The organism is Pseudomonas sp. NY15356, assembly GCF_048068175.1.
In the GTDB taxonomy this organism is placed as follows: Bacteria; Pseudomonadota; Gammaproteobacteria; order Pseudomonadales; family Pseudomonadaceae; genus Aquipseudomonas; species Aquipseudomonas putida_K.
The window spans coordinates 36,583-56,361 of the sequence record NZ_JBLUPW010000005.1 but is presented as its reverse complement, the minus strand read 5'-3'; the positions used below and the strand labels follow the sequence as shown (position 1 = coordinate 56,361).

17 protein-coding genes and 1 pseudogene are annotated in these 19,779 nt (G+C 60.4%); 7 read left to right on the top strand and 11 right to left on the bottom strand.

Going from position 1 to position 19,779, the window contains the following annotated elements; all coding sequences use genetic code 11:
* Window positions 1–37: 37 nt before the first annotated feature.
* Window positions 38–278 (bottom strand): annotated as a pseudogene (locus ACNFCI_RS06270) (hypothetical protein).
* A gap of 868 nt (window positions 279–1,146) precedes the next feature.
* On the opposite strand from ACNFCI_RS06270, the gene ACNFCI_RS06265 reads away from it, so the two are divergent.
* Together ACNFCI_RS06265 and ACNFCI_RS06260 are read left to right on the top strand one after the other, a co-directional pair.
* On the top strand, window positions 1,147–1,875 hold the full coding sequence (locus ACNFCI_RS06265) for a carbon-nitrogen hydrolase family protein (protein WP_324818297.1): 729 nt from the start codon (window positions 1,147–1,149) through the stop codon (window positions 1,873–1,875).
* Window positions 1,876–2,411: 536 nt separating this feature from the next.
* Window positions 2,412–3,422 carry a serine hydrolase domain-containing protein gene (locus ACNFCI_RS06260; RefSeq protein WP_416767661.1) on the top strand — a complete coding sequence of 337 codons (1,011 nt, stop codon included), beginning with the start codon at window positions 2,412–2,414 and terminating at the stop codon, window positions 3,420–3,422.
* 205 nt (window positions 3,423–3,627) lie between these two features.
* Here the strand turns inward: ACNFCI_RS06260 and ACNFCI_RS06255 are convergent, their stop codons facing one another.
* The gene (locus tag ACNFCI_RS06255) at window positions 3,628–3,867 is read right to left on the bottom strand and encodes a hypothetical protein (RefSeq protein ID WP_043209625.1); all 240 of its coding nucleotides are present in this window, start codon (window positions 3,865–3,867) and stop codon (window positions 3,628–3,630) included.
* Between the two features lie 371 nt (window positions 3,868–4,238).
* Window positions 4,239–4,700, bottom strand: coding sequence for a GFA family protein (locus ACNFCI_RS06250; protein WP_368830120.1), 462 nt, complete (start codon window positions 4,698–4,700; stop codon window positions 4,239–4,241).
* Window positions 4,701–4,986: 286 nt separating this feature from the next.
* On the opposite strand from ACNFCI_RS06250, the gene ACNFCI_RS06245 reads away from it, so the two are divergent.
* Both ACNFCI_RS06245 and ACNFCI_RS06240 read left to right on the top strand, forming a co-directional pair.
* On the top strand, window positions 4,987–5,997 hold the full coding sequence (locus ACNFCI_RS06245; protein WP_324818284.1) for an aldo/keto reductase: 1,011 nt from the start codon (window positions 4,987–4,989) through the stop codon (window positions 5,995–5,997).
* Window positions 5,998–6,069: 72 nt separating this feature from the next.
* Entirely contained in the window at window positions 6,070–6,480 is a 411-nt protein-coding gene (locus ACNFCI_RS06240) for an SRPBCC family protein (protein ID WP_368830121.1), read from the top strand.
* Between the two features lie 141 nt (window positions 6,481–6,621).
* On the opposite strand, the gene ACNFCI_RS06235 is transcribed toward ACNFCI_RS06240, so the two are convergent.
* Window positions 6,622–7,077, bottom strand: coding sequence for a winged helix-turn-helix transcriptional regulator (locus ACNFCI_RS06235; protein ID WP_324818279.1), 456 nt, complete (start codon window positions 7,075–7,077; stop codon window positions 6,622–6,624).
* Window positions 7,078–7,223: 146 nt separating this feature from the next.
* On the opposite strand from ACNFCI_RS06235, the gene ACNFCI_RS06230 reads away from it, so the two are divergent.
* Entirely contained in the window at window positions 7,224–8,477 is a 1,254-nt protein-coding gene (locus ACNFCI_RS06230; RefSeq protein WP_416767657.1) for an MFS transporter, read from the top strand.
* 40 nt (window positions 8,478–8,517) lie between these two features.
* Here the strand turns inward: ACNFCI_RS06230 and ACNFCI_RS06225 are convergent, their stop codons facing one another.
* The 7 genes from ACNFCI_RS06225 to gloB form a co-directional block, all read right to left on the bottom strand.
* Complete coding sequence (locus ACNFCI_RS06225; protein WP_368830123.1) at window positions 8,518–10,128, bottom strand: ABC transporter ATP-binding protein; 1,611 nt, start codon at window positions 10,126–10,128, stop codon at window positions 8,518–8,520.
* Window position 10,129: 1 nt separating this feature from the next.
* Window positions 10,130–11,149 carry an ABC transporter permease gene (locus tag ACNFCI_RS06220; RefSeq protein WP_084854701.1) on the bottom strand — a complete coding sequence of 340 codons (1,020 nt, stop codon included), beginning with the start codon at window positions 11,147–11,149 and terminating at the stop codon, window positions 10,130–10,132.
* 1 nt (window position 11,150) lies between these two features.
* Window positions 11,151–12,224, bottom strand: a complete 1,074-nt coding sequence (locus ACNFCI_RS06215; RefSeq protein WP_084854702.1) for a microcin C ABC transporter permease YejB — start codon at window positions 12,222–12,224, stop codon at window positions 11,151–11,153.
* Between the two features lies 1 nt (window position 12,225).
* Window positions 12,226–14,067: an extracellular solute-binding protein gene (locus tag ACNFCI_RS06210; protein WP_324816627.1), complete on the bottom strand. Its 1,842-nt coding sequence runs from the start codon at window positions 14,065–14,067 to the stop codon at window positions 12,226–12,228.
* The gene (locus ACNFCI_RS06205; protein WP_416767655.1) at window positions 14,064–15,893 is read right to left on the bottom strand and encodes an extracellular solute-binding protein; all 1,830 of its coding nucleotides are present in this window, start codon (window positions 15,891–15,893) and stop codon (window positions 14,064–14,066) included. Before ACNFCI_RS06205 ends, ACNFCI_RS06210 begins: the two co-directional genes overlap by 4 nt.
* A gap of 226 nt (window positions 15,894–16,119) precedes the next feature.
* A complete protein-coding gene (locus ACNFCI_RS06200; protein ID WP_324816623.1) occupies window positions 16,120–17,544 on the bottom strand; it encodes a lytic transglycosylase domain-containing protein in 1,425 nt (474 codons plus the stop codon).
* A 100-nt stretch (window positions 17,545–17,644) separates the two neighbouring features.
* Window positions 17,645–18,412 (bottom strand): hydroxyacylglutathione hydrolase, encoded by a 768-nt coding sequence (gene gloB / locus ACNFCI_RS06195; RefSeq protein ID WP_324816621.1) that lies wholly within the window; start codon window positions 18,410–18,412, stop codon window positions 17,645–17,647.
* A gap of 83 nt (window positions 18,413–18,495) precedes the next feature.
* On the opposite strand from gloB, the gene ACNFCI_RS06190 reads away from it, so the two are divergent.
* Together ACNFCI_RS06190 and rnhA are read left to right on the top strand one after the other, a co-directional pair.
* Window positions 18,496–19,254 (top strand): class I SAM-dependent methyltransferase, encoded by a 759-nt coding sequence (locus ACNFCI_RS06190; RefSeq protein ID WP_416767654.1) that lies wholly within the window; start codon window positions 18,496–18,498, stop codon window positions 19,252–19,254.
* A gap of 32 nt (window positions 19,255–19,286) precedes the next feature.
* Window positions 19,287–19,733, top strand: a complete 447-nt coding sequence (gene rnhA, locus ACNFCI_RS06185) for a ribonuclease HI (protein WP_084854707.1) — start codon at window positions 19,287–19,289, stop codon at window positions 19,731–19,733.
* Window positions 19,734–19,779: the final 46 nt, after the last annotated feature.

The following is a 19,779-nucleotide window of genomic DNA, read 5'->3' as shown; positions in this document are numbered from 1 at the left end:
CGATAGGGCCAGCCCAGACAACGAACAACTCGATCTATCAATGCAGCGTCCGCGGCCCTGCCGGTACCTGCATCTGGTTCAACGCCGACTCAAGCAACACACGCAGCGCTTCAAGCTCATGCATCGAGGCCATCATCAGCATCGAGACGGGTGACTTGGGCAGCAGCTGAATCGCCTGATGCGCCACGGGCTGCGCGCACAGGGCATACTCCGAGGCCTGGATGATCGTGTCTTCGAGGGTGGTGGTTCTGGGGTGGATCGGGAACGATCTTCGACATTGCAGATTTCCTTTCAAGATGCGGCCACCTGCCTGCTGTCAAACAGAGGGTGGTAACTGTACGTGGGTTGACAGACCGGCGGAAATTGCAAAGTTCTGGCGCACGCAAGCGTGCCCACACGTACAGTCGCCATAAAGGCTGCTGCATGCAATTTACCGTTACGGCCTGTCAAAGCCGATCGCTGATCTCAGCGACATGCCGAGACTAGAGCGCCGCCAGAGCGACCGCAACGGAAAAAAGCGACAGGAGTATGTTTGGGAAATGGACTACAGGGAAGGGGGGAAGTCTGATTTTTACTGTTCAGGTCCGACTCGGAATTGGTGCGCTTGGTAGGACCGTAGCTCCATAGGGTGGGCTGCTTTCGACCCATTGCGGACGTTCAGTAAGTTGTGATGCTGGCGTAGCGCCAGCCTAGCACTTCGCTGGCGGTGCGACATCACGCCCAAGCGTCGAAATCGTGGTCAATGCACAGAGGGTCGATCATTAGCTGCCAGCATTCTAAGTAGCTGATGCGTGCTCGTGCTGCTCTGTCAGGCAGGAGCTCGCCCCTAGGAAATGATGAATTGCCATTTTTGTAGCGCTGGATCCGCCGTGCTGCGAACCATTGCAAAATTTCACAATTTAGTTTGCTGCCCTCCCCGTGTTTGCTGCCATATTCTCGCGAAGCCGCCTAGGGGCTGTGGGTAGCCTTGACGGGAGCACCAAGCAAAATACTGTTTCACTCATACGGATGGGCTCAGTAGTCATCGCAGTCATCGCAGCCATGAGGCGCCAAGACGCTTCCAGGCTGCGAGAAGTACAACAACCGGTTTTCAAGTTCTGTTTGATATGTGAATAATTCTGCCAAAACATAATCAATGGGAAAGTCATGAAACTTGTTGTCGCACAAATATCTTCCTACAAAGGAAAAATTGAACAGAACATTTCAAAGCATGTCACTGTAATTGAAAAGGCAGTGAGGTATAGAGCGGATGGTGTAATTTTTCCTGAACTATCGCTGACTGCTTACGAACCCTTGCTTGCTGAGGACTTGGCAATCCAGATCGACGATCCCAGACTTGAGGCGTTTCAGAAACTGAGTGACCGCTCTGGGGTTTTTATTGCCGTAGGTGCTCCACTGCGTGTAGCGCAGGGCATCGAGATTGCCATGTTAGTATTCCAACCCGGGTTGGAACGAGTCAACTACTCCAAGCGCTTCCTTCACCCCGATGAGCTAGCCTATTTTGCCGCTGGTAGCGATCAGCGCGTGTTCTCAATCGCCAATGAAGTATTGGTTCCTGCTATTTGCTACGAGTCTTTACAGGATATTCACGCGCAACAGGCGTCAAAAGCGGAGCCAACAATTTACTTTGCTAGCGTTGCCAAAACACCAAAGGGAGTGGCTGCGGCATACAACCATTACCCGCAAATTGCTCTGCAATACGGGATGGCCGTCGTAATGGCCAATTGTGTGGGGCCAGCGGACAACTTTATCGGTGCTGGGCGTTCTGGGATCTGGAGTGCTGAAGGTAATCTACTTGTTCAAGCTGACGAGTCCGGTGAAGCACTAGTTATATATGACTCACTTGCTGGGGAAGGTAAGATTATTTACATCTAGAGCTCTACTCAATCCGAGAATGACACTGAGAGAACTGAGAACCTGCATGTCAGACCAAATGGTTTGCAACTACTTAGATGGATACCTTGACTTCGGCGGAAGGGCGGCGCAGGTGCGGGCGCATACGGAGTATTTTCGCCGAAGGGAAAGACCTCTGATGTTGATCGTTATGTTTAAAAATATGCGGTTGCGCCCGGCGTGAGTGCGTGCGTGAAACAGGGCTCGACCGAAGACCTTGTTCTAATTACAAGGGCGCGTCCCGTGAGGCCATCCGTTGTGCCTCAACAGGGAAGGCGCCATAGAACGGTAGGAATTTCTCGAAGAGAAGAATAACGATGAGCGAAGAGGGTTTCAGGACAGCGGCTCAGGTGGGACACGGATTTTCACCCACTTACATTCACTGGAGAGGTCCGCTCGGCAGCCTTGTGCAGCAGGGGTACGTGCACTTGTGGACGGTAGAGAGCTTATAGTTGGGTAGCTTAAGCCCTGGGCTCCCAAGGTAATATTTTCGGAATATGCTAATTGAGAAGCTGATCGTGCTCGATGAAAAAATAAGATTTGATATAGATGAAATAATAAGCTCCCAAATGGAGCTTCAAAGAGTGCCCGGCCTAGCTCTAGGGATTTTCCATAATGGCGAACCATTGTTAAAGAAAGGGTATGGCAGCTCAAATATTGAGCTCGGCGTAAATGTTAGCTCTCAGACTTTGTTCCAGTCGGGTTCAATTGGGAAGATATTCACAGCCGCATGCATTCTGCTTTTAGTTGAAGATGGAGTGCTTGATCTTGATGCCGAGATAACTACATATTTTCCAGATGCGCCTGCCACATGGGGCAATATCGCATTAAGGAATTTTCTGAATCACACATCAGGCCTTGAAGATGGTGAGCTTGATCTTCAGCATGAATATACTGATATCGAGCTACTGCAGAAAATTTATACGTGGCCAATGAAATTTGAAGCAGGCACTGGCTGGGAATACAGCAATGGTGGCTACGAAATATTGGGAGTACTTATAAAACTTAAGACCGGCGAGCATTTTGGAAAGTTTTTAAAGAACAGAATTTTTGAACCGGCAGGCATGAGTGCGGCGCGAGTTATAAGCGACCGAGATATCATATTTAATAGGGCTGCAGGCTATGAGTGGGTGGGTGATGAGCTAAAAAACCAAAACTGGGTTTCTCCGTATCTGAATTCCACTGGGGATGGGGCTTTGTACTTATCGCTTAATGATTACCAAGCATGGGATAAGGTGGTCTCTGAAAGAAAAATACTTAAGCCCGAAACATGGACCGTTGCGCTACAGCCAACCAAGGCTCAGGGCGGTGCAATTTATCCATATGGGTTGGGTTGGGAAATATATGATGTACATAGCGGTTGTGAGGTGATAGGGCATGATGGGGCGTGGCAGGGTTTCGTTACGGGACTAAGGCGATACGAAAGCCATGGGCTGACGTTTGTTGTCCTAACTAATGCTGCGGACACAGATGTTGACTTAATTCTTGAAAAATTAATTGAGCGAGTCTTGCCTGATATACAGGTCTAGGAGTTTTCTAACGTGAGTGAAGGGAACTCAATTACAGCTCAGGTATAGAATGATTTTTTGAAGCCGCCGGTTTCGTAGATACATCGAACGGCCGCAAAGGCTCGATAGCTGCCGGTCGGCTTAATGACCTATCACGACCGAGACGCTGTGAAATTCTGGATCAGCAATATGCTTGTCTCCCGGGTTAAGCTTTGAACGATGGTGGTCAGAGTGATGAACGGACCCGCAGCCATTCTTCCCAGCAATCCTCTGGAACGATATCCTCATAACCCCGATCTTTTTCTAACGCGAAGGCAGCACTGAAGGGCACTGCCATCGCGGTGGCATTATCTCGAATCTCAAGCACCTCAGCTTCGCTGAGCGCAGAGCCTTTCCGATCCTCCGCCGCCTTTAGCAGAGTGACAAGCGCCGGTATAAAAATCAGACATAACGGGTCTGTAGACAAAGGTTAGCCTCATGCGGGTAGTAATAGAAATCAGTGGTGCTGATTGTAGGAGCTGAGCAAAAAATGCAAAGCGAGTACCGATCACGGCTGCATGAATATGGCGTACCGCTAGGGGGCGTCAGCGGCCACTCGCGAAGAGGCGCTTTAGACCCGTAGCTGCCATCGCCGAGGGCAGCAAACGGCCAAAAGCGAACGACTTCGAGTGAGCTGACTATCGGTCACTCACTACCGGCCACTTCCGAATGCGATCATAATGTAGCTTCCGCATCAGGGCTTGAATGGATCGATCCAGCCAGGCCGAAGTCTTGTCTCATATTTTTTGCGTACGTAGGCGAGCGACTCTGCGCATCCCATTTTCGCTTCTATAGCGCCTATGCATCCCCGCCAATCTCCACCGGCATTGCCTCGTATCGCACCCATCCTGCAACCCCGGAGCCCCCGCCTACACGGTCTTTAGGATGAGTCCGGCCCTCATTGACAGGCACCTCTGGGAAATCAAATGGGCTCATTCCCTCAATACAGGCCACATTAACGCCATACTGGTCGGGCGCAGAACGGCGCTGGTGGAAGGTGTAGATGCCACACTTAGAGCAGAAGTAGTGCTTCGCTTCGCGTGTGTTGAACTGATAAAGCGTGAGCACCTCTCCCCCTTGGGTAATAGTGATGTCGCCCAGGTTAGCTGATACCACCACGGCACCACGCATACGGCAGAGGGAGCAGTTACATCTACGTGCTGTACGCGTGCCATCGGTCAAGCGCAATGAGAACTGTACCGCCCCGCAATGGCAGGCCGCCCGGTAGACAGGACGATCATCGTCTATTTCATCAGCCATAACGTTCCTCTACTTGTTGAGAAGTCGAAGTGGATGTTCACGGGTCAGGGCCCAGTGACCTCTGGGGTTTTGAAATGCCAATAACCAGAGAGGCATCTTATAAGGGCTCCTCGGCCTTCGGCAGTCAGTGATATTTCGGTTTGCTCATGATAAACCTCGGCTTGGAGGGTGTTGCTTGAAAGGTCTGAAGTCTGGCCAATTATGACTTGGACGGTCTTGGTGGGCGAGGCATAGGATTGCAGCCACTGGAGTTCACAACGACTCCCCACCAAAGGAAAACACTGCAATGAACCTCAAGTCCCTCATCGCCAACCCACTGGGCTTCGGTACCGCACCATTGGGCAACATGTTCCGTAACGTGCCTGAAGACGAAGTACAAGCTACCGTCGACGCTGCCTGGAACAACGGCGTGCGCTACTTCGACAGCGCGCCCTTCTATGGCGCCGGCCTCTCCGAAACCCGCTTGGGCAATGCCCTGGTCGGCCGCCCTCGTGACGAGTACGTGCTCAGCACCAAGGTCGGTCGCATCATCCTCGACGAACTGGAAGATCCTACCAGCCGCGAGCTGGGCGAAAAGAGCGGCCTGTTCGAACACGGCAACCGCAACCGCATCGTCAACGACTACAGCGCCGACGCCACGCTGCGCTCCATCGAGGACAGCCTGCGCCGCCTGAAGACCGACCGCCTGGACATCGTCTGGATTCACGACATCGCCCAGGACTTCTACGGCGACGAATGGCTGAGCCAGTTCGAAACCGCCCGTACCGGTGCCTTCCGCGTACTGACCCGTCTGCGCGAAGAGGGCGTGATCAAGGCCTGGGGCCTGGGTGTGAACCGCGTCGAGCCGATCGAGCTGACCCTGGACCTGGAAGAAGCCCGTCCGGACGGCTTCCTGTTGGCCGGCCGCTACTCGCTGCTGGACCACGACCGCGCCCTGCAACGTGTCATGCCGCAAGCGGTGGAGCAGGGTGTAGGCATCGTCGTGGGTGGCCCGTACAGCTCGGGTGTCACCGCCGGCGGCGAGCACTTCGAGTACCAGAAAGCCACCCAGCCGGTGCTGGCCAAGCTCGAGCGCATCCGTGCCGTGGCCCGTGCCCATGGTGTGGATGTGAAGGCGGCTGCCCTGCAGTTTGCCCTGGCCCATCCGGCCGTGGTCTCGGTGATCCCCGGTGCCACCCGCCCGGCACACGCCAACGAGGACCTCGCGGCACTGAGCGCCGTGATCCCGGCGGCCTTCTGGAACGAGCTGCGCCAACAAGGGTTGATCAACGCCCTGGCCCCGGTGCCTGCCGTTTAACCGATGTTGCAGGGCCGCATCGCGGCCCTGTCTACCCTGAATCAATTGGGGCCATGCCCCGGGAGAATCATCATGGCAACTGCACAAGCGTCCATCACCCTGCCAGCCGATGCCAAGCGCGTTTGGCAACTGATTGGCGGTTTCGACGCGCTGCCCGACTGGCTGCCGTACATCCCTGCAAGCGCCCTGAGCGAAGGCGGCCGCGTCCGTACCCTGAAGACCGTGGATGGCGAGACCATCATAGAGCGCCTGCTGGACTTCAACGAAGCTGGCCGCAGCTACCGCTACACCATCCTCAAGGGCCCGGCGCCGGTGCGTGACTACCAGGCGACCCTGCGCGTGGTAGCCGAGGGCAGCGGTTCTCGTGTGGAATGGTCCGGTTCGTTCGTGCCGGTGGGTATCAGTGATGCCGAAGCGACCGCGCTGTACACCTCCATCTACCAGGATGGCCTGGCGGCGCTGAAGCAGACATTGGAAGGTTGATGGACGATTGGGGCCGTCAAACGGCCCCAAGCCTCAGCAGCTTGGACGATTGGGGGCAGCGTCCGCTAATGGCCGAAAGCAACCCGTCGCCAGTCCCGTCGAGCCACGGCTTACCATGCCTCGCCGTTGATTCAGGATTTATCAGTCGTCCCGTTTGACTACCCGCCGATGACAATCCTCTGGCCCCAGCTCCCTTCCGCTTCGAGATCGAACGGCGATCGTTTCAATCGGCTCCGCCATCAAATTGTCCAATAGCACCGAATGGCTCTCCCCTGAGCAATACAAAAATCGCTCCCCCCATTGCCGCATGCTGATTACGATTGGGAATGCCGCTCGTCCCATTTCGGTGAGCACGTATTCCTTGTAAGCGCTTCCATCCGATGCCGGCTGAATCTCAAAAACCCCCAGTTCGACCAATGCCTTGAGCTTCACTGTGAGAATGTTTTTGGCCACGCCGAGCCGCTTCTGGAATTCGCTGAATCGTCGAACGTCATCAAACGCTTCTCGGATGATCATCAACATCCAACGATCTCCGATAGCCTCGAGCGTCCGTGCCACGGGGCATTCGCTGCGCGCCAGCAGTTGCTGTTTGGCCATGTTTCTCCACGAGCAGGTTGGTGGTCAAAGAGTGATCTGACAACAGAGACGAAAAAGCTTCATCTCCAGTGGTTGTATTTAACAACCAGATTGGTTAGAAAGCAACGAACTGGTTTTCTTTCGAAACCTATTCAGAGGATGGAGCGATGCCGTACGAACCTGATTCGCCCGTAAAGCGGGCGGCAGCCGAGGGCGCTGCTGGCGGACACAACAGGACGTGCCAGGAGGGTTCCAACACCTCCTTGAGCAATTACCAAACCTTCCTCTTCGCTATTACGTGCGCTATGGCCGTGGCCAACGTCTATTTTGCCCAGCCATTGCTGGAGTCGATGGCCACGAGTCTGTCGGTGCCTGCCAGTACCATCGGTGTTGTCGTTACTGTCACTCAGGTCGGTTATGCGGTTGGGCTGCTTTTCATCGTCCCGCTGGGGGACCTGCTGAACCGCAAGAAACTCATTCTCACGCAAATGCTTCTGTCTGCCGTGGCTCTGTGTGCCGTTGGCATGGCGCAGGAATGGGGCGTTCTGCTCGGAGCAATGGTGCTGGTGGGGCTCATGGCAGTGCTGGTGCAGGTGGTAGTGGCTTACGCAGCTACGCTGGCAAGTCCGGAGCAGCGCGGGCAGACGGTGGGTACCGTGACCAGCGGCGTCGTGCTGGGCATTCTGCTCGCGCGCTTCGTTTCCGGTGCGATGGCTGATTTGGCAGGGTGGCGCAGCGTCTATTTTGTTTCAGCTGCTTTGATGACAGGCATGGCATTGGTGCTGTGGCGTACGCTTCCGGCGGCCGCCACGCCTACCTTGCAAAGTGGCTATCTGGCATTGTTGCGCTCAGCATTTCAACTGTTCCTGAGCGAGCGCACGCTCCGCGTCCGAGGGACGTTCCCGCTTCTCATTTTTGCCGCGTTCAGTGTGCTGTGGACCTCTATGGTGCTGCCGCTCAGCGAGCCTGACCTGGCCCTTTCACATACCCAAATTGGGCTCTTCGGTCTGGCCGGTGTGGCCGGGGCGCTGGCTGCGGCGCGAGCCGGACGGCTGGCCGACCAGGGGCTGGGCAATCGCACCACGGGCATCGCTCTGGCGTTGCTGACATTGTCGTGGCTGCCCACCGCATTCGTGCACAATTCGCTGCTGGCGATGATCGCGGGCGTCGTGCTTCTGGATTTCGCCGTACAGGCCGTGCATGTTACCAACCAGGGCCTGATTTTTGCCGCTCGGCCCGATGCGCAAAGCCGCCTCGTGGGAGCCTACATGTGCTTCTACTCAGCAGGCAGCGGGTTGGGTGCGATCGCGGCTACCTATACATATGCGCAAGCCGGCTGGGTAGCCGTCTGTATATTGGGTGCAGCTATCAGCGCTACGGCGTTGCTTTACTGGGGCTGGCTTGAGCTGACCCCAAGATAACGCCCAGGCCTGGGGGAGGCGAGTATCATGAGATACAAGCCTACGCAACCGGAACCGCCACCAAGAATGCCGCCTCCAACAACTGCCGCGTATACGGATGCTGCGGCGCCTGGAAGATCGCCTGCGCATCCCCTTGTTCCACCACGTGCCCATGCTTGATCACCATCAGCTGGTGGCTGAGTGCCTTGACCACCGCCAGGTCATGGCTGATGAACAGGTACGTCAGGTTGTACTTGTGCTGTAGATTGCGCAGTAACTCCACCACCTGCCGCTGCACGGTCCGGTCCAGTGCCGAGGTCGGCTCATCCAGCAGAATCAACGCAGGCTTGAGTACCAGCGCTCGGGCAATGGCGATGCGCTGGCGCTGGCCCCCGGAGAATTCATGCGGGTAGCGGTGACGCGTTCGTGGATCAAGCCCCACTTCCTCAAGTGCTGCAATGATCGCGGCTTCCTGTTCGGCAGGCGTGCCGATGCGGTGAATCCGTAAGCCTTCACCGACGATATCGGCCACGCACATGCGGGGGCTGAGGCTGCCGAAGGGGTCTTGGAACACCACCTGCATTTCTCGGCGCAGGGGGCGAACCTCCTTCTGGCTGAGCCCTTCGAGATTCTGGCCATGGAAGCGGATCCCGCCGCGGCTGGCGATCAGGCGCAGGATGGCAAGGCCCAGGGTGGACTTGCCCGAGCCGCTTTCACCCACGATGCCAAGGGTCTGCCCCTGGGGCAGGCTGAAGTCGATGCCATCCACGGCTTTGACGTGATCGACGGTGCGCCGCAGCAGGCCTTTCTTGATCGGGAACCACACCCGCAGGTCCTCGACTTCCAGCAGCGGCGACCCCACCGGGTTGTCCGCCGGCGCGCCGCTGGGCTCGGCATTGATCAGCATCTTGGTGTAGTGATGCTGCGGCGAATGGAACAGCGTCGCGCAATCGGCTTGTTCGACGATCTTGCCGCACTGCATCACGCACACCCGGTGGGCAATGCGCCGCACCAGGTTCAGATCATGGCTGATCAGCAGCAAGGCCATCCCCAGGCGTGCCTGCAGTGCCTTGAGCAGGTCGAGGATTTTCAACTGCACGGTCACGTCGAGCGCGGTGGTGGGCTCGTCGGCGATCAACAGCTCCGGCTCGTTGGCCAGCGCCATGGCGATCATCACACGCTGGCGCTGGCCGCCAGACAGCTCGTGGGGCAGGGCCTTGAGGCGTTTGTGCGGCTCGGGGATGCCGACCATCTCCAGCAGTTCGAGGGTTCGCGCGGTGGCCTCCTTGCCGGTGAGGCCTTTGTGCAGCAGGAGGATTTCGTTGATCTGCTTCTCGATGGTATGCAGCGGGTTCAGCGAGGTCATCGGCTCCTGGAAGATCATCGCGATACGGTCACCGCGAATGCGCTGCATGGGTTTCTCGCCCAGTTGCAGCATGTCCTTGTCGCCATAGCGGATGCTCCCGCTGGGGTGGCGCGCCAGCGGGTAGGGCAGCAGGCGCAGGATGGAGTGGGCGGTGACGGACTTGCCTGAGCCGCTTTCCCCGACCAGGGCCAGGGTTTCGCCCTTGCGGATGTCGAAGCTGATGCCGTCGACCACCCGATGCACGTGCTCGCCGGTGACGAATTCCACGGCGAGGTCGCGCACTTCGATCAGGTTCTGTTCGCTCATCTCATTTCCTCGGGTCGAAGGCATCGCGGGCGGATTCGCCGATGAACACCAGCAGGCTCAGCATGATCGCCAGCACGGCGAAGGCGCTGATGCCGAGCCACGGCGCCTGCAGGTTGGACTTGCCCTGGGCTACCAGCTCGCCCAGCGAGGGTGCGCCGGGCGGCAGGCCGAAGCCGAGGAAGTCCAGGGCGGTGAGGGTGCCGATGGCGCCGGTGAGGATGAAGGGCATGAAGGTCATGGTCGAGATCATGGCGTTGGGCAGGATGTGCCGGTACATGATCGCGCCGTTGCGCATGCCCAGGGCACGGGCGGCGCGCACGTACTCGAGGTTGCGCCCACGCAGGAACTCGGCGCGCACCACGTCCACCAGGCTCATCCAGGAGAACAGCAGCATGATGCCCAGCAGCCACCAGAAGTTGGGTTGCACGAAGCTGGCCAGGATGATCAACAGGTACAGCACCGGCAGGCCCGACCAGATCTCCAGAAAGCGTTGGCCGGCCAGGTCCACCCAGCCGCCGTAGTAGCCCTGCAAGGCGCCAGCGATCACGCCGACGATGGAACTGAGCACGGTGAGCGTCAGGGCGAACAGCACCGACACGCGGAAGCCATAGATCACCCGCGCCAGCACGTCGCGACCCTGGTCGTCGGTGCCCAGCCAGTTGTCCGCCGAGGGCGGGGCGGGGGCGGGGACCTTGAGGTCGTAGTTGATGCTCTGGTAGCTGAACGGGATCGGTGCCCACAGCACGAAGCTGTCCTTCGCGGCCAGCAGCTCGCGGATATAGGGGCTCTTGTAGTTGGCCTCCAGGGGGAATTCGCCGCCGAAGGTGGTCTCCGGGTAGCGCTTGAAGGCCGGGAAGTACCACTGGCCGTCGTAGCGCACGGCGATGGGCTTGTCGTTGGCGATCAGTTCGGCGCCCAGACTCAGGCCGAACAGCACGATGAAGATCCACAGCGACCACCAGCCGCGGCGGTTGGCCTTGAAGCGCTCGAAGCGCCGGCGATTGAGAGGGGAGAGTGCCATGTCATTGCTCCCGGCTGGCGAAATCGATGCGGGGGTCGACCAGGGTGTAGGTCAGATCGCCGATCAGCTTCACCACCAACCCCAGCAGGGTGAAGATGAACAGGGTGCCGAAGACCACCGGGTAGTCGCGGTTGATCGCTGCCTCGAAGCTCATCAGGCCCAGGCCGTCGAGTGAGAAGATCACCTCGATGAGCAAGGAGCCTGTGAAGAAGATGCCGATGAACGCCGAGGGAAAACCGGCGATCACCAGCAGCATGGCGTTGCGGAACACATGGCCGTACAGCACCCGTGGCCGGCTCAGGCCCTTGGCCTTGGCGGTGATGACGTACTGCTTGTTGATCTCGTCGAGGAAGCTGTTCTTGGTCAGCAGGGTCATGGTGGCGAAGTTGCCGATGACCAGCGCGGTGATCGGCAGCACCAGGTGCCAGAAGTAGTCGAGCACCTTGCCGGTGGTGGAAAGCTCGTCGAAGTTGTTGGAGGTCAGGCCGCGCAGGGGGAACCAGTCGAAGTAGCTGCCGCCGGCGAACAGCACGATCAGCAGGATGGCGAACAGGAACGCCGGGATGGCGTAGCCGACGATGATCGCCGAGCTGGTCCAGACGTCGAAGTGGCTGCCGTGGCGCACGGCCTTGGCGACCCCCAGGGGGATCGACACCAGGTACATGATCAGCGTGCTCCATAGCCCGAGCGAGATGGACACGGGCATTTTTTCGATGATCAGGTCGATGACCTTGGCGTCACGGAAGAAGCTCTCGCCGAAGTCCAGCTGGGCGTAGTTCTTGATCATGATCCACAAGCGCTCGGGCGCCGATTTGTCGAAGCCGTACATGCGCTCGATCTCGGCGATCAGGGCCGGGTCCAGGCCCTGGGCGCCGCGGTAGTTGGAACCGGCCACGGCCACTTCGGCGCCGCCGCCGGCGATACGGCTGGTGGCGCCTTCGAAGCCTTCGAGCTTGGCGATCATCTGCTCCACCGGGCCACCGGGGGCGGCCTGGACGATGATGAAGTTGATGATCAGGATGCCGAACAGGGTCGGGATGATCAGCAGCAGGCGGCGCAGGATGTAGGCGAGCATGTCAGTTCGCCTCGTCCTGTTGTGCCGCAGGCTCGGCCACCGCTGGGGTCACTTCGGGCTTGATCCACCAGGTGTTGATGCCGATGTCGTACTTGGGCGACACCTTCGGGTGGCCGATGTGGTTCCAGTAGGCCACGCGCCAGGTCTTGATGTGCCAGTTGGGGATCACGTAGTAGCCCCACAGCAGCACGCGGTCCAGGGCACGGGTATGCGCGATGAGGCTTTGCCGCGAGTCGGCGTTGATCAGTTGCTCCACCAACTGGTCGATGGCCGGGTCGCGCAGGCCGATGAAGTTGCGGCTGCCGGGGTTGTCGGCGGCGGCGCTGGTCCAGAATTCGCGCTGTTCGTTGCCGGGGGAGCTCGACTGCGGGTAGCCGCCGACGATCATGTCGAAGTCGCGCGAGCGCAGGCGGTTGATGTATTGCGAGACGTCCACGCGGCGGATGTTCAGCTCGATGCCGAGGTCGGCGAGGTTGCGCTTGAACGGCAACAGGATGCGCTCGAACTCGGTCTGGGCCAGCAGGAATTCGATGACCACCGGCTTGCCCTGGGCATCGACCATCTTGTCGTCGGCGATCTTCCAGCCGGCTTCCTGCAACAGCTTGTAGGCCTTGCGTTGCTGGTCGCGGATCATGCCGCTGCCGTCGCTGACCGGGTTGTGGAAGGGCTCGGTAAAGACCTGTTCGGGAATCTTGCCGCGCAGCGGTTCGAGGATCTTCAGTTCATCGGGCCCCGGCAGGCCCTCGGCGGCCATTTCGGAGTTCTCGAAGTAGCTGCCGGTGCGGGTATAGGCGCCGTTGAACAGCTGCTTGTTGGTCCACTCATAGTCCAGCAGCAGGCTCAGGGCCTGGCGTACGCGCACGTCCTGGAACACGGGGCGGCGCAGGTTGAAAATGAAGCCCTGCATGCCGGTGGGGTTGCCGTTGGCCAACTCCTCGCGGACCAGCCGGCCTTGCTCCACGGCGGGCACGTTGTAGGCCGTGGCCCAGTTCTTCGCGCTGGTTTCCAGCCAATAGTCGAATTGCCCGGCCTTGAGCGCTTCCAGCGCGACGGTGTTGTCGCGGTAGGAATCGTAGGTCATCTGGTCGAAGTTGTAGTGGCCGCGGTTGATCGGCAAATCCTTGGCCCAGTAGTCCTTGACCCGCTCGTAGCGCACCGAGCGGCCGGCTTTGACCTCGGCGACCTTGTACGGGCCGCTGCCCAGGGGGATCTCCAAGTTGCCACGGTCGAACTCCCGGCCTTGCCACCAGTGCTTGGGCAGTACCGGCAACTGGCCGAGGATCAGTGGCAGCTCGCGGTTGTTCTTGTGCTTGAACCTGAACAGCACCCGCAGCGGGTCTTCGGCGACCACCTCGGCGACGTCGGCGTAGTAGCCGCGAAACAGCGGTGCGCCCTTGCTCATCAGGGTATTGAAGGTGAACACCACGTCCTCGGCACGTATCGGGTGGCCGTCGTGGAAGCGCGCTTCGGGGCGCAGGTAGAAGCGCACCCAACTGTTGTCCGGGGCCTTTTCGATCTTGCCGGCCACCAGGCCGTACTCGGTGAAGGGCTCGTCCAGGCTCTGGCGCATCAGGGTGTCGTAGATGATGCTCACGTCATCGGCCGGCACGCCTTTGTTGATGAAGGGGTTGAGGCTGTCGAAGCTGCCGAAGCTGGACTGGCGGAAGGTGCCGCCCTTGGGCGCGTCGGGGTTGACGTAGTCGAAGTGCTTGAAATCGGCCGGGTACTTGGGCGGCTCATCGTACAGGGTGAGCGCATGCTGCGGTGCGGCCATCGCGGGCAGGCTCAGGCAGGCGAGCAGCAGGCTACCGGCCAGCCGGCGCAGAGGGTGCGTTGGCATCATTGGGCTTTCTCCGAGGTCTTGAGCCACCAGCTGTTCAGGCCCAGGGTATAGGGCGGCGTGGTGACGAAGGCGAACCGGTTGCGGTAGGCCAGGCGGTGATTGTCGAGATACCAGTTGGGGATCATGTAGTACTGCCATGACAGCACCCGGTCCAGAGCGCGGGCGGCGGCGACCTGGTCGTCACGGGTGCGGGCGGCGAGCAGGGTGTCGAGCAGGTGGTCGACCACCGGGTCCTTCACACCTGCGTAGTTCTTGCTGCCCTTGACCGAGGACTGGCTGGAATGGAAGTACAGCCATTGCTCCAGGCCTGGGCTCAAGGTCTGGCCCAGGGTCATGAGGATCATGTCGAAGTCGAACTGGTCCAGGCGCTGCTTGTACTGGGCACGATCGACTGTGCGCAGGCGCGCGTCGATACCCATGCTGGCCAGGTTCTCCACGTAGGGCTGGAGGATACGCTCCAGGTTCGGGTTGACCAGCAACAGCTCCAGGCGGAACTGCTGGCCCTTGGCATTGACCAGGCGCTGGCCGTCGAGCTTCCAGCCGGCCTTGGCGAACAGCGCCAGGGCCTGGCGCAGGGTCTTGCGGTCGATGCCGCGGCCATTGGTGTGGCTGATCCGGTACGGCTCGGTGAACAGCCTGGCCGGCAATTCGTCACGGAACGGCGCGAGCAACAGCCATTCCTTGCCTGTGGGCAGGCCGGTGGCGGCGAATTCGCTGTTGGGGTAATAGCTGGTCGAGCGGCGGTAGGCGCTGCTGAACAGGGCGCGGTTGGTCCATTCGAAGTCGAGCATCAGCCCCAGGGCCTGACGCACCCGTGGGTCGCTGAAGGCGGCCCGGCGGCTGTTCATGAACAGGCCCTGGGTCTGGGTGGGGATGCGATGAGGGATCTGCGCCTTGATCACTTCGCCACGGCGAATGGCCGGGAAGTTGTAGCCGTTGGCCCAGTTCTTGGCCTGATGCTCGATGTAGATGTCGAACTCGCCGGCCTTGAACGCTTCGAAGGCCACCGTGGCGTCGCGGTAGAACTCGTACTCGACGCGGTCGAAGTTGTACTTGCCACGGTTGACCGCCAGGTCCTTGCCCCAGTAGTTCTTCACCCGCTCGAACACCAGGCGCCGGCCAGGCTCCACCTGGGTGATGCGGTAGGGGCCACTGCCCAGTGGCGGCTCGAAGGTGGTGGCTTTGAAGTCGCGGCCTTTCCAGTAATGCTTGGGCAGCACCGGCATTTCGCCCAGGCGCAGGATCAGCAAGGGGTTGCCGGCGCGTTTGAAGACGAAGCGGATGCGCTTGGGCCCGAGGATGTCCACCCGCCGCACTTCCTGCAGGTTGGTGCGGTACATCGGGTGGCCTTCCTTGAGCAGGGTGCGGTACGAGAACGCCACGTCTGCCGAGGTGATCGGGTGGCCATCGTGGAAGCGCGCTTCGGGGCGCAGGTTGAACACCACCCAGCTGCGGTCCTCGCTGTACTCCACCGAGCGGGCGATCAGGCCGTAGCTGGAGGTGGGCTCGTCGCCGGAGGGGGCGTACTGGCCGGTGCCGACCATCAGCGGTTCGTTCAGCTCGTTGATGCCGTATTGCAGGAAGTTCGGCGTGCTGACCGGGCTGGAACCCTTGAACGTATAGGGGTTGAGGGTATCGAAGGTTCCGAATGCCATGGCCCGCAAGGTACCGCCCTTGGGCGCTTGCGGGTTGACCCAGTCGAAATGGGTGAAAGTGGCTGGATACTTGAGCGTGCCGAACTGCGCATAACCGTGGCTTTCGCTCACCGTCGCGACTGCGGGAAAGCTCAAGGCCAGGCTGAGGGACAGCAGGAGGGGACGTATCAAGTCGGCATCCGATCCAGGGGCGTTGGGCTTTGATCGGGCTACAGTAACAGCTTGTCTGGGATGGAAAAAGAGTATGTGGCGGGGGTTTTGGCGGTGGGGTTTGTGACGGGGTTTTTCTCTGGGCTGCTTTGCAGCCCTTTCATGGCGCAGGCCACTCGGGGTGCGCCAAACCTGTAGGAGCGGCCTTGTGCCGCGAAGGGGCGCGCAGCGGCCCCGGGCACTCGGATCAGTGCGACAGGTAGACGGTCAGTGTCTGCCCTGGCTTGAGGGCATGCCCGCTGCGCGGGTTCCAGCGCTTGAGGTGCTTCATCTCGACATTGAAGCGCTTGGCTACCGCATAGAGCGAGTCACCCTTGCGGACCTTGTATTGGGTAGAACGCTGCTTGGACGACGCGACGCGGTTGGCGGCACCGCTCGAACTGCCGCCGCGCAGGGCAAGCACCTGCCCGGCCTTGACGCGGTTGCCGGAAAGGCGGTTCCAGCGCTGCAGGTCACGTACCGAGACGCGGTGAGCCTTGGCGATGCTGCTCAGGTTGTCGCCACGCTTGACCCGATAGCTGCGCGCCTTCACCGGCGCCTTGGCCTCGGCCAGGGCGGCCTGGAACACCGCCTTGTTCGGTTGCAGGCTGACCAGTTCCTCAGGCTTGAGGTTGGACAGGCTGTCAGACAGCAACTGCGCCTTGGCGGTGGGCACCAGCAACTGCTTGGGACCGTCCACGGTCATGCGTTTCTTGAAGGCCGGGTTGAGCTGGATCAGCTCGTCTTCGTCGATATCGGCGAATGCGGCGACCCGGGACAGGTCCAGGCGTTCGTTGATGGCGACAGCTTCGAAGTAGGGCTCGTTGGCGATCGGGCTGAGGTTCACGCCATAGGCATCGGGGGTCAGCACCACCTGCGAAAGGGCCAGCAGCTTGGGCACGTAGTCGCGGGTTTCCTGGGGCAGGGGCAGGTTCCAGTAGTCGGTGGGCAGGCCCAGGCGCTCGTTGCGCTCGATGGCCCGGCTGACCGTGCCTTCGCCGGCATTGTAGGCCGCCAGGGCCAGCAGCCAGTCGCCGTTGAACATGTCGTGCAGGCGGCCCAGGTAGTCCAGCGCGGCGTTGGTCGACGCGGTGATGTCGCGGCGCCCGTCATAGAAGTTGGTCTGGCGCAGCTTGAAGTGGCGGCCGGTGGACGGGATGAACTGCCACAGGCCGACCGCATGGGCGCGGGAATAGGCCATCGGGTTGTAGGCGCTCTCGATCGCCGGCAGCAGGGCCAGCTCCAGCGGCATGTCGCGTTCTTCGAGGCGCTCGACGATGTAGTGCAAGTAGAGGCTGCCGCGCTCGCCCGCGCTCTCCAGGAACGTAGGGTTACTGGCGAACCACAGGCGCTGTTGCTCGATGCGCGGGTTGACCCCGATGTCGTCCTGCAGGGCGAAGCCCTGTCGCATGCGCTCCCAGACATCCTGCGGCGCCTGCTCGACTGGCTTGACCAGCAGGGGGGCAGGCTTGTGCTTGACCCGCGCCTGGTAGCTTGCGCGAACGCTGTCGGATTCGTCGTGCTGACGGGTGCTCTGGCAGCCCACCAGGGTGGCGGCCAGGGCCAGCGCACTGATTTGGGCCAGACGCGTCAGGGCGACGGATTGAGAGGTTCTGCGGCTACGGGAAGACATCGGCTGGGACAGGTTTCCGGGCGAAAAATTTCGGCGATTCTAGAAACCGGTCCCCGCGTGGTCAACCTTTGACCACGCTTTGCGATATATCGTGGGGTTATCAGAAGGTGTCTTTCCAAGACCTCAAGGCAGCAAAAACAGCAGCTTGGCTTGGATTGGAATGCCCCTTCCATTCGTCTGCTTTTTGTTTAACGGATGTTTCAGCCGTGCGAAGAAAGGGATTGGTAGCGCGTTCCAGAGCGATGGTGGATGGCAAAGTGATGCGATCGTTGGCGCGCAAGCGGGTAACGTCGTCGAACCGTTGACCCAGCTCGCGGTTCGAAGGTTCCACTGCCTTGGCAAAGCGCAGGTTGCTCAGGGTGTATTCATGGGTGCAGTACACCTGGGTTTCGGCCGGCAGCGCGGCCAGGCGCGACAGGGACTGGTGCATCTGCTCGGGGGTGCCTTCGAACAATCGGCCGCAGCCGCCGGCGAACAGGGTATCGCCACAGAACAGCAGCGGCGCACCGTAGTAGGCGATGTGCCCCAGGGTGTGGCCTGGCACGGCGATGACCTGGAAGTCCATGCCCAGCACCTGGACCCGGTCGCCGTCGTCCAGCGCCAGGTCGCGGGCCGGGATGCGCTCGTTGGCCGGCCCGCAAACCCGCGCCCCGGTCGCTTGCTTGAGGGTTTGTACGCCGCCGACGTGGTCATGGTGATGATGGGTCACCAGGATGTCTTCCAGCACCCAGCCGGGGTGGGCCTCGAGCCATTCGCGCACAGGGCCGGCATCGCCTGGGTCGACCACCGCGCAGCGACGTTTGGCAGTATCCTGTAACAGCCAGATGTAATTGTCGGAGAAAGCGGGAAGAGCATCGATCTGTATCATGTGCGTAACCGAATCGCCTGGCGTGAACATGAAGGCATCTTAACTGCGATGGCGCAGGGGGAGAACCTTCGAGGGAGAACGCAATGACCGACAAAGCCTTTGCCCAGGCCGATCCTGACTGGATCGAACTGACCTGCCTGGCCCGTGACTGGTTCAATGGGCCGCTGGGGCAGATGATGCTGCGCGAGGAGGAAAAACTCCTCGAGGACGAGCTTGGCCGCTTTTTCGGCGGCTTCCTGGTGCACTACGGCCCGTGCGCCGAACCGGCGCCCAACGCGCCGCAGGTACAGCGTAACGTGCGCCTCGGTGCGCCGTTGCCGGGGGTGGAGATCGTCTGCGAGGAGCAGGCCTGGCCGCTTTCCGAGCACGCCGCCGACGTGGTGGTGCTGCAACACGGCCTGGACTTCAGCCTGTCGCCCCACAGCCTGCTGCGCGAAGCGGCCAGCGCGGTGCGCCCCGGTGGCCACCTGTTGATCGTCGGGATCAACCCTTGGAGCAGCTGGGGCATCCGCCACTGGTTCAGCCGCGGCGCCCTGCGCAAGGCGCGCTGCATCTCGCCTTCGCGGCTTGGTGACTGGCTCAACCTGCTGGGCTTCGCGCTGGAGAAACGCCGCTTCGGGTGCTATCGTCCGCCGCTTGCCTCGCCGGCCTGGCAACAACGCCTGGCCGGGTGGGAGCGCATGGCCGGCGGTTGGCAGGGCGCCGGGGGCGGCGTCTACCTGGTGGTGGCGCGCAAGATGGTGGTGGGCCTGCGGCCGCTGCGCCAGGAGCGGCGCGAGCCGATGGGCAAGCTGCTGCCGTTGCCGCTGGCCAAGGTCAACCGCCGCCATAGCGAGCCTTGAGGGGCCTGGCGTCGATAACACAGAGCGAGTACATGAGCGATAGCGTCGAGATCTACACCGATGGTGCCTGCAAGGGCAACCCGGGCCCGGGTGGCTGGGGTGTGCTGATGATTTACAAGGGCGTCGAGAAGGAGCTGTGGGGCGGCGAGCGCGAGACCACCAACAACCGCATGGAGCTCATGGCAGCGATCCAGGGCTTGATGGCCCTCAAGCGCGAATGCGAGGTGGTGCTGACCACCGATTCGCAGTACGTGATGAAGGGCATCAACGAATGGATGGCCAACTGGAAGAAGCGCGGTTGGAAAACCGCCGCCAAGGAGCCGGTGAAGAACGCCGACCTGTGGCAACAGCTTGACGAGCAGGTCAATCGGCACAAAGTGACCTGGAAGTGGGTGCGCGGGCACATCGGCCATCCCGGCAACGAGCGCGCCGACCAATTGGCCAACCGCGGCGTCGACGAGGTCCGCACCAAGCGCTGAATCTCTGGGCATGGCAATGCGAGCCTTTGTGGGAGCGGGTTTACCC